Origin of the sequence: Flavitalea sp. (genome assembly GCF_035489435.1) — a bacterium.
Taxonomy (GTDB): Bacteria; Bacteroidota; Bacteroidia; order Chitinophagales; family Chitinophagaceae; genus DATHKG01.
On sequence record NZ_DATHKG010000028.1, the window covers coordinates 19061 to 29304 of the forward strand.

The 10244-nt window shown below is 41.3% G+C and carries 8 protein-coding genes; 5 read left to right on the forward strand and 3 right to left on the reverse strand.

Going from position 1 to position 10244, the window contains the following annotated elements:
• Positions 1–84 precede the first annotated feature (84 nt).
• Positions 85–1737, forward strand: a complete 1653-nt coding sequence (gene glgP / locus VK664_RS05100) for an alpha-glucan family phosphorylase (RefSeq protein WP_461397537.1) — start codon at positions 85–87, stop codon at positions 1735–1737.
• 221 nt (positions 1738–1958) lie between these two features.
• Positions 1959–2174, forward strand: a complete 216-nt coding sequence (locus VK664_RS05105) for a CsbD family protein (RefSeq protein ID WP_461397538.1) — start codon at positions 1959–1961, stop codon at positions 2172–2174.
• A 108-nt stretch (positions 2175–2282) separates the two neighbouring features.
• On the opposite strand, the gene VK664_RS05110 is transcribed toward VK664_RS05105, so the two are convergent.
• Positions 2283–3035, reverse strand: coding sequence for an FKBP-type peptidyl-prolyl cis-trans isomerase (locus tag VK664_RS05110; protein WP_461397539.1), 753 nt, complete (start codon positions 3033–3035; stop codon positions 2283–2285).
• A gap of 165 nt (positions 3036–3200) precedes the next feature.
• Here VK664_RS05110 and VK664_RS05115 point away from each other — a divergent pair, with 165 nt between their 5' ends.
• Both VK664_RS05115 and VK664_RS05120 read left to right on the forward strand, forming a co-directional pair.
• Positions 3201–3638, forward strand: coding sequence for an acyl-CoA thioesterase (locus VK664_RS05115; RefSeq protein WP_461397540.1), 438 nt, complete (start codon positions 3201–3203; stop codon positions 3636–3638).
• A 305-nt stretch (positions 3639–3943) separates the two neighbouring features.
• Positions 3944–4666 carry a DUF4197 domain-containing protein gene (locus tag VK664_RS05120; RefSeq protein ID WP_461397541.1) on the forward strand — a complete coding sequence of 241 codons (723 nt, stop codon included), beginning with the start codon at positions 3944–3946 and terminating at the stop codon, positions 4664–4666.
• A gap of 120 nt (positions 4667–4786) precedes the next feature.
• On the opposite strand, the gene VK664_RS05125 is transcribed toward VK664_RS05120, so the two are convergent.
• Entirely contained in the window at positions 4787–6319 is a 1533-nt protein-coding gene (locus VK664_RS05125) for a M28 family peptidase (RefSeq protein WP_461397542.1), read from the reverse strand.
• Between the two features lie 37 nt (positions 6320–6356).
• Positions 6357–8249: an ABC-F family ATP-binding cassette domain-containing protein gene (locus VK664_RS05130; protein ID WP_461397543.1), complete on the reverse strand. Its 1893-nt coding sequence runs from the start codon at positions 8247–8249 to the stop codon at positions 6357–6359.
• A gap of 110 nt (positions 8250–8359) precedes the next feature.
• Here VK664_RS05130 and VK664_RS05135 point away from each other — a divergent pair, with 110 nt between their 5' ends.
• On the forward strand, positions 8360–9625 hold the full coding sequence (locus tag VK664_RS05135) for a sensor histidine kinase (RefSeq protein WP_461397544.1): 1266 nt from the start codon (positions 8360–8362) through the stop codon (positions 9623–9625).
• Positions 9626–10244: the final 619 nt, after the last annotated feature.

Consider the following 10244-nt stretch of genomic DNA (forward strand, 5'->3'; position numbering starts at 1 on the left):
ATTGAAATTTTACCGTTATATTGCAGCGCTGCAGAAAAATCCTGACCGACCCGGCAGCCAAATATTCAATGTTATAATATATTTATGAGTTTCAGAAACTTTAAAGTGCCTTACCAGGCGGATCCCCGTTATACAAAAAGAGTCGCTTATTTCTCCATGGAGTTTGCCATTCACCAACCGTTGAAAATCTATAGTGGCGGTCTTGGATTTTTGTCGGGATCACACCTGAGAAGTGCATATGAATTGAAGCAAAATCTTGTTGGTATCGGTATCCTGTGGAAATATGGTTACTACGACCAGGCACGTAACCAGGACCAGTCTCTCCAGGTAACCTGGATGGAAAAAGTGCACAGCTATCTTGAAGATACAGGTATAAAATTCCAGATAAGCATACATGATCACCCGGTTTGGGTAAAGGTTTTTTATCTGAACCCTGATACTTTCCGCAGTGCTCCGCTGTTTTTACTTAGTACAGATTTACCGGAAAACGATTATGTTTCACAGACAATCACTCACCGGCTTTATGATGCAAATGTTGCAACAAAAGTGGCGCAGTTTATACTGCTAGGAGTGGGAGGTGCTAAACTAATGGATGAAATTGGCTTTAGCCCCGAACTGTATCACCTGAACGAAGCGCATGCCGTATCGGCGGTGTTTTACCTGTATAAAAAGTTTGGTAATGTTGATGACGTGAAGAAGAGACTGGTTTTCACCACGCATACCCCTGAGGAAGCCGGAAACGAAAAACACGATATACATCTTTGCGAAAAAATGAGTTACTTCTGCGGCATCGGTCTTGAAGAAGTAAGAAAGATAACCGGCCTGCAGGATGATCAGTTTAATCATTCACTGGTTGCGTTAAGATTCGCACATCTCGCCAATGGAGTTTCAAAACTTCATGGCGAAGTATCCAGGGCAATGTGGAGTAAGTACCAGGACATTTGTCCGATCATTTCGATTACCAACAGCCAGAACTGGAACTACTGGGCAGATAAACAACTGTACCGTGCCTCTGATGAAAGCAATGATCATTGGTGGGATGACCGGAAAAAATACCTGAAAAGAAGGGCATTCGAAATAGTTGCAGACCAGACAGGAAAACTGATGAACCCGAATGTTTTTACCATCGTTTGGGCAAGAAGGTTTGCCGGGTACAAACGTGCCGAACTGATCACGCGCGACAAACAAAGATTTGAAAAATTATTGAACAATCCGAAATACCCGGTGCAGATAATCTGGGCAGGAAAACCATACCCAATGGATTATCCGGCTATCAATGATTTTAATCACCTGGTACATCTGAGTAAGAATTATAAAAATGTTGCTGTTTTGATCGGTTATGAACTGACCTTATCAAAGCGTCTTAAACAAGCTTCTGATCTTTGGTTGAATAATCCACGGGTGCCGCGCGAAGCTTCAGGAACAAGTGGTATGACGGCAGCAATGAATGGCAGTGTAAATTTCTCTACGGATGATGGCTGGATACCTGAGTTTATTCATCATGGTAATAATGGTTTTGTAGTACCACAAGCTAATTATGCAGAGATGAGTGTTCAGGAACAGGATCAGTATGATCTTGATAAAATCTACGAGATTCTCGAAAAAGAAATATTACCGCTTTATTATGATAACTATGAGACCTGGAGACAGGTTGCCAAAAACGGTATGCGTGATGTACGTTTGCAGTTTGAGTCTGGCAGGATGGCGGCGGAGTACTATGATTTGCTTTATAAGTGAAAACTTTTGTAAAGAGTTGTGAGTGGTTAGTGGTGAGTTGTGAGTGGTGAGTGAAGTGATGAGATATTAGTAATGAGTGAAAGGGCGGAAGATGATTTCCAGGGAAAAATAGGAACTCCGTAAATTGCAGATATAATATTAAAACGGGAAGCTAAATGCTTTCCGTTTTTTGCATTATACAGCTGGTACTTTAATTGCTGTAATAATTCAAATTACCAGTTATGGAAAATACAAAACTATCACTTGGTTCCGATTGGGAAGATGTAAAATCTAAAATCAAGGAAACAAACATTTCCATTACAGATGAAGACCTGGAATATGAAAAAGGCATGGAAGATGAACTACTTGAACACCTGGCAAAAAAAATGAAAAGATCAAAGGATGAGGTCCGTGTATTTATAGAAAGTATATCGGTGAATAAGGATCTGGCCGGGTAACTTTTAAATGGTAAATAAAGCCGGGTAACTTTTAATGGTAAATAAAAATCAGGAACCTTACGAAGTTGATAAGTTCGTAGTCGTTCCTGATTTTTATTCTGCTATCAGTTATTTAACTATTTCAATCAGTTCAACTTCGAATACCAGGGTCGCTCCGGGTTTTATCATAGCACCGGATCCCATATCACCATAAGCAAGATCCGAAGGAAGAAATAATTTCCACTTGCTTCCCACAGGCATAAGCTGCAAAGCCTCTGTCCATCCTGCAATTACATTGCGAAGCCCGAGTACAATCGGTTCACCACGCTGCACTGAACTCTCGAAAATAGTTCCATCAAGTAATGTTCCGTGATAGTGAACTTTAACCTGGTCATCAGTTGTTGGCTTCGGACCTGTACCTTCTGTGATGATACTGTACTGAAGACCACTGGCAGTGGTGGTTACACCTTGTTTTGTTTTGTTTTGGGCAAGGAAGGCTTCTCCTTCTTTTTTATTGCCCGAGGCCTTAGCGGATTTAGCAACCTGCATATATTCCATGATACAGCTGTTCACCTGCTCTTCGCTGATTAGCTGTTTGCCGGCTTTAACATCATTAATCGCTCTAACTACCAGCGCGCTGTTAATATTCTCAACTCCCTGTTCCTTATAAAAACTGGCCAAACTCATTCCTACGGCATAACTGAATGAATCGATGGAATTTTTGAGCGTTGAAGCAGGAGTGGACACTTTTTTGAAGGCGGCTTTGGGGGCAGATTTGGAGGCTGTGGAAGGTTTAGCAGTTGTCGCTGGCTTTTTTGTAGCCTGTGCAGCAAGCTGCATGGTGATTATACTGCAAATACCAAAGGTGAGCAACAATTTCATATAGATATTTTTTTGAAATGCGAAATTAAGTGAACGGTTACTATTTCAATGCCGATTGTCCAAATAACGCAAAACATTGACATTAATTATGGATTAATTTAGAAGTTTTAGGCAGAAGTTTGTCCGTACAAACGTTATCAGATTAATTAATCACATTAGCCGATTATGGAATTATATATACAGCCATTGGACATCCGATGGTCAGACCTGGATCCGAATCTTCATCTGCGCCATTCCGTTTATTATGATTATGGTGCTTTTTGCCGGATTTCCTTCCTCAATTCACAGGGTTTAACACCCAACTTCATGATGGAACATAATATCGGCCCGATATTGTTCAGGGAGGAATGTATATTCAGAAAAGAAGTAAGACTGGGCGATATATTACAAATAGATCTCCGTTTGGCAAGTGCCGGGCCAAGTTTCGCCAGATGGTCAATAAAACACAACATTATAAAAAATGACAATATTCTTGCCGCAGTGATAACGGTTGACGGGGCCTGGATCGATATCAAGCGCCGAAAACTTGCAACACCGCCGGAAGAGGTCTTCACCACTTTTAATGAAATGCCAAGGACTGAAGACTTCATATGGACGAAATAAAGTCAATATATGGATGAAATAAAGTCAGCATATGGACGAAATAAAGTCAAAATATGGATGAAATATAGTCAGCATATGGACGAAATAGGTTCAATATATGGTCGAAATAAGTTCAACACATGGTCGAAATAAATTCAACAGAGCAATTCAACAGAGAAAATATAAAGCATTAACAAATTTTTTCGGAATTCGAACGTTATCCTTACCACTAAGCTGGTCGATTAATCGTCTGGCTGAAGATACCGGTCCTGGATGATTGACATTCTGAATGATTGGTCTGTCATTTTTTAATTTAAAATAATTCTATGAAACGTTTGATTTTACCTGTTCTCCTGCTTATGTCCGTAATAACATTTGGCCAGGAGAGTGGAGGATTGCTTAAAAAAGCCGGTGGTTTATTTGGAAAGGGCAAGTCCGGATCCGGTCTTAGTAATGAAGATATTGTGAGTGGTTTAAAAGAAGCACTTTCTGTCGGAGCTCAAAACAGTGCAAATAAACTTTCTTCATTAAACGGTTTTATGGGTAATGCAGCCATCAAAGTGCTGATGCCTGATGAAGTAAAAAAAGTGGAGTCCACATTACGTAGTGCGGGCCTGGGCAAATTGGTTGATGACGCTATACTATCAATGAACCGCGCTGCGGAAGAAGCCTCTAAATCTGCTGCACCAATATTTGTTGATGCCGTTAAGGGCATGAATGTACAGGATGCCCTTGGCATTCTGCGTGGAAATGATTCTGCCGCCACAACTTATCTGAAAAGTAAAACCTGGGATCCGCTCACTAATGCATTCAAACCTGTAATTGACGGGGCACTTGAAAAAACCGGCGCAACCAAATACTGGGCTGCTGTGTTTGAAGCCTATAACAAAATTCCCCTCACTAAAAAAGTGAATACTGATCTGTCAAATTATGTAACCGGCCGCGCACTCGGTGGTATGTTTTACCAGGTTGCTTTGGAAGAACAAAGTATCCGTAAAAATCCGGCAGCAAGGGTTAATGATATTTTAAAGAAAGTGTTCGGCAGCTAAGCTGGATGTCTAATAAAAAAAAGCGTGGTCGTTCAACAGAACAACCACGCTTTTTTTTTAGTATTAATTTCTACCTGTTGTATTATCTTCTACCTGCAATATTAACTTCTACCTGTAATATTAATTTCTACCCGGCATATTTAGTTTCAGATCACGCTTCAACATATCGTTGCGGTTCGCCATTTCCCATGCAGTATGAAAAACGAACCTTGCACGTTTTGTCATCAGCACATAATTTATCTTGTCCGGTGTATCACTTGGTTTGTGATAATCAGCATGAATACCATCAAAGTAGAATATAATCGGAACACCTTTTCTTGCAAAGTTGTAATGGTCGCTACGATAATAAATCTGCTGACGATCATTGGGATCATTAAATTTATAGTCAAGTTCCATCTTTGCAAATTTCTTGTTCATGCCCTCGCTTATCGGCCTCAGGTCAGTACTGAGTTTGTCATCGCCCACTACATAAACATAGTTTGATGAATCCCCTTTTCTCTCAGGATCAGTTCTTCCGATCATATCAATGTTGAGATCAACTGTTGTTTTTTCTAATGGAAATGTTGGGTTATCACCATAGAAGGCAGATCCCCATAACCCTCTTTCTTCACCAGCAACAGTCATAAATACAACTGTTCTTCTTGGACCTTTGCCTTCGGCTTTGGCTTTTGCAAAAGCTTCTGCCAGTTCAATAACACTGACAGTACCAGAACCATCATCATCAGCACCATAGTATATCACAGAGTCCCTTTTACCGAGATGGTCATAATGTGAAGTAATAAAAACGAATTCATCACGTTTGTCGCTTCCTTCAACATAACCAATCACATTGCTGCTTTGGATCTTTGAAGTTTTCTTTGCAAATTCAAGGGTGATGTTTGCGTTATACGTTTTTGCGGGCGCATTACCAGCTTTGATAGTTTCCCTGGCTGTTTTGTAATCGGGGCCCATTATCGCTTCAGCCACTGCTTCTGAAATCGTAAATGTATTAGGATATATAGTTTTCCTGAACGCATTTGTATATTGCTGGCCAAGCTTTAAACCGGCAGGTCTTGGAAAATTTGTCTGGACCAGTAGCACGGCAGCTGCACCGTTTTTGGCCGCAGCTTCCTGTATAAAGAGAGCGGCAGGTCTGCGTGCGGAGGTGCCGGCAGGAGTTGCACCGGGTAATACCAGTACGATTTTACCTTTCACATCCACACCTTTGTAATCATCTTTTGTTGAATCGGATACACCATATCCTACAAAAACAACTTCAGAAGACGACATGGTTGCGGAATAAGCCATGTTTGGATTTACTGTGAAATCTTTGTCTGCTTCGAAAGTCTTACCATTCACTTCGAGACCGGTGCTAATGGTCGAATCCTGGAAAACCGGCCAGTACAGCTGGTAGCTATCTTTATTGCCAGGTAATAAACCAAGGGCCTTGAACTGGCTATCGATATAGGCTGCAGCTCTTCTTTCGCCTGCAGTGCCGGTTCCTCTTCCTTCCATTTCTTTGCCGGCAACAATGTAAAGATGTTTTTTAAGATCTTCTGGTGTGATACTGTTTGCGTATGGCACAGGGTTGGCCACTTTTATCGCTTTTGCTGCGTTCTGGGCCAATAGACTCAATGGCACAAAAGCACAACAAAGCATGATAATTTTTCTCATTGGTTAGTGTTGATTATTAATTGATAGAAAAATGGAATTATTGATTTTGCAATTCACTGAGCTCAAGCCAGCGCAATTCTTTTTCATCTATAAGCGCTGTAATTTCAGCTATCCTTTCTGACAATGATTGCAACTCAGCGAATGGAAGTTGACCGCTGTTCATTTTATCTGTAATAACAGATTTTTCCTTTTCCAAAGCTGATATTTCGTTTTGCAGGATTTCAAATTCTCTTTTCTCTTTGTACGTAAGTTTCTTTTTTTCTTCAACCAACTTTTCTGATTTGGTTTCCTCTGCCGGGCTGTTTACCAGGTATTGATTTTTGGGTGTAGAAGCTTCCTGATCTTTTAAGGAAATACGATACTGCGTGTAGTTGCCCGGGAAGTCCCTGATTAAACCATCACCCTCAAACACCAGGAGATGATCAACAAGCCTGTCCATAAAATACCTGTCGTGAGAAACGATCATCAGGCAACCCTGGAACTCCGTCAAAAAGTTTTCGAGAACACCAAGGGTCGGAAGATCCAGGTCATTGGTCGGCTCATCTAATATAAGGAAATTAGGATTTCTGAATAACACAGACAACAGGTGCAACCTCCGTTTTTCACCCCCGCTCAACTTTGAAACATAAGTATACTGTTGTTCCGGTGGGAAAAGAAACAGATTAAGAAACTGTGCAGCGCTGAGGGTTCCGCCATTGGCCAAAGGAAAGTGTTCAGCAATATCTTTCACGTATTCAATTACACGCATATCTTCCTTTATCACCAGGCCGGTTTGAGAATAGTTCCCAAAAACAATGGTATCACCGATATTCACTTTACCACTGTCAGCTTGTTCAATGCCCTGCAAAATATTGGTGAATGTACTTTTACCCACACCGTTTTTTCCGACTATTCCAACACGTTCTCCTCTTTTGAATGTATAATCCATTCCTTTGAGAATTACTTTTTCACCATAACTTTTATATAATTTTTTTAGCTCCGCAACCTTGCCACCGAGCCTCGTCATCTTCAACTGAAGTTCAACCTGGTTATTCTCGATTTTATGTTTGGCTTGTTTTTCAACTTCATAAAAATTGTCCTGGCGACTTTTGGATTTTGTGGTCCTTGCCTTTGGCTGCTTGCGCATCCATTCGAGTTCTTTCCGGTAAAGATTTTTAGCCTTGTCTATGCTGGACGACTCGCTTTCGATACGTGCTGATTTTTTTTCGAGGTAATTTTCATAGTCGCCTTTGTAAACGTATAAATTACTGCTGTCAATTTCCAGGATCTCATTACATACGGCATCCAGGAAATAACGATCATGGGTAACCAGCAATAAAGTTACCTTCTCCTGGTTCAGATAATGTTCGAGCCACTCAACCATTTCCACATCCAGGTGATTGGTTGGTTCATCCATGATAAGTAATACATGTTTGTGTTCAAAGCCGATATCGATTAACGTTTTGGCAAGAGCAACCCGTTTGCGCTGGCCGCCGGACAAACTGCCGACGATCTGGTGGAGATGGTGAATATTTAACTTACCGAGAATCTGTTTCACTTTGGTGTCAAAATCCCAGGCATTCAGTTCGTCCATTTTAACAATGGCGTCCCCTAATTTATCAACATCTTCGTCTTCGCTATAAACTTCAAATTCCTTGATTGCGTTGATCACGGGGTGATTGTGGCTGAAAATATTATCAAGTATGGACCAATCTTCCCGGAACGAGGGTTCCTGTTCAAAAAGGGCTACAGTAACATCTTTATGGATCCAGACAGTGCCTTTTTCGGCCGTCTCTTTTCCCGCCATGATTTTCATCAGGGTAGACTTACCACTGCCATTCCTTGCCACTAATGCTATCTTATCTCCCTCCTCAATGTGAAACGAAATATTGTCAAATAACGGTTTTATTCCAAATGATTTACTTAAACCTTCAATAGAAACATAATGCATGGTGCAAAGATATGATATCACAATTCGAAACAACCGTGAATGGAATTTTATAGCGAATTTTGCCTTATATCTTAAAATTTACAGATATTAGACAATCAACCGTTAACACTATGAGGGTAAGAATATCATCTTCTTTAATTCTGGCTTTGGTTTTTTTGCTTTTCGGCATTGTCTGGATTTTTGTTTCAGATGCTTTGCTGAGGAGTTTTACCCGTGGTGATATGGAACTTCATAACACAATCCAGAGTTTAAAGGGAGTAATATTTGTACTTGCTTCTGCAATTTTTATTTATCTGGTCAGTAATAAACTTAACTCAAGGATATTAAAGGCAAATAAATACAAGGATGAAGCGCTGACCAGGTTCAATATGCTGGGAATGGCAACAAACGATGCCGTCTGGGATATTGATTTGCTGACACATGAATCGTACACAAACCGGACATTGCAGGATATGTTTGGATATAGCCAGGAAGAATTACGGGACAATTACACCTGGTGGCGCACAAACCTACATCCTGAGGATGAAAAAAGAGTATTGGAAACAATCGATAATATACTGGAAACCAGTGGAACTTTCTGGAAAGATGAATATCGTTTCAAATGCAAAAACGGCAAGTATAAGACGATTTTTGACCGGGGGGTAATTATCCGGGATCATAAAAACAAACCGGTTCGATTGATAGGAGCGATGCAGGACGTTACTACTCAAAGGGCTCTTCAACAGCAACTCGTTTCAGAGAAACTGCTGCATAAAAACGAAATGGCCAAGGGTATTCTTCAGGCTGCTGAAGCAGAAAGAAAAAAGCTGGGTGAAGAATTGCATGATAACATCAATCAACTGCTTGGGGTGGTGAGATTGTATATAGAACATGCTTTGAATAACAAGTCAGAGCAGGAAACCTTATTAAAGAAAAGTTCCATCCATTTAAAGACGGTGATAGAAGAGATCCGTGCACTCTCAAGGTCGTTGATTCCCCCTACATTGAGTGACCTGGGACTGGTCGAGTCGATACGTGAACTTGCGGAAACTATTACAATAGCAAAGAATATAAAGTTCACCTTCCAGAACGACACTTTTGATGAAGCCGAAATTACTTCAAGTAAGCAGCTGGTATTATACAGGATTCTCCAGGAACAGCTCACCAATATCATCAAACACTCGCACGCAGATCATGTTCTCATTGAGTTAAGGCAACTTCCACATGCCATTCAACTGATCATTACAGATAATGGGGTCGGGTTTGATATGGCAAACAATAAGGTCGGGATGGGGCTTACCAATATCCGTAACCGACTTGAGATATTTAACGGAAAAATGAGGCTGACGTCCGCACCGGGTGAAGGTTGCAAGCTTGCTGTGGAGTTTGCGGATTAACCTGGTAGCGATCGTTCAATAACCCGGTACTTTTTACTAGCTTTATTATGTTACTAGCTTTATTATGCTTAATAGCTTTATTATGCGACAGTTTTTGGTCGCTTCTTCGCACCGTTGGGGGCGGGATTGTGCCTTTTTGCGGCTGTGTCCCGTGGTTAATACTTTTGCTCATGTCCCGCACGTGCGGGATTGTCTCCGATCGGCTTTTTTGCCCTGATCAGCTTCAGTAACTCCGACTACGGTACGACATGCTGGTTTGCTTTCTTTGTTTACCAGCATTATTATGCAAGAGTTTTTGGCCGCTTCTTCGCACCGTTGGGAGCGGGATTGTGCCTTTTTGCGGCTGTGTCCCGTGGTTAATACCTTTCGTTATGCCGTTCTATGCTGTTGTCTCCGATCGGCTTTTTGCCCTGGTCAGCTTTGTTAGGGTTTCTTCAAGTGCTGGTTGCAGTATCGCCCTGATCCGGCTTCAGTAACGCCGACCACGGTACGAAGGCCGCGCAAAGGCACAATCCCGCTCCCAACTAGCTCATCCACTTGGGGGAATATCATACCAGTCATAACAATTCTTACGAGTCCTATATAGCAGGCTTCGTTGTCCCATCATTCAATCAGCATC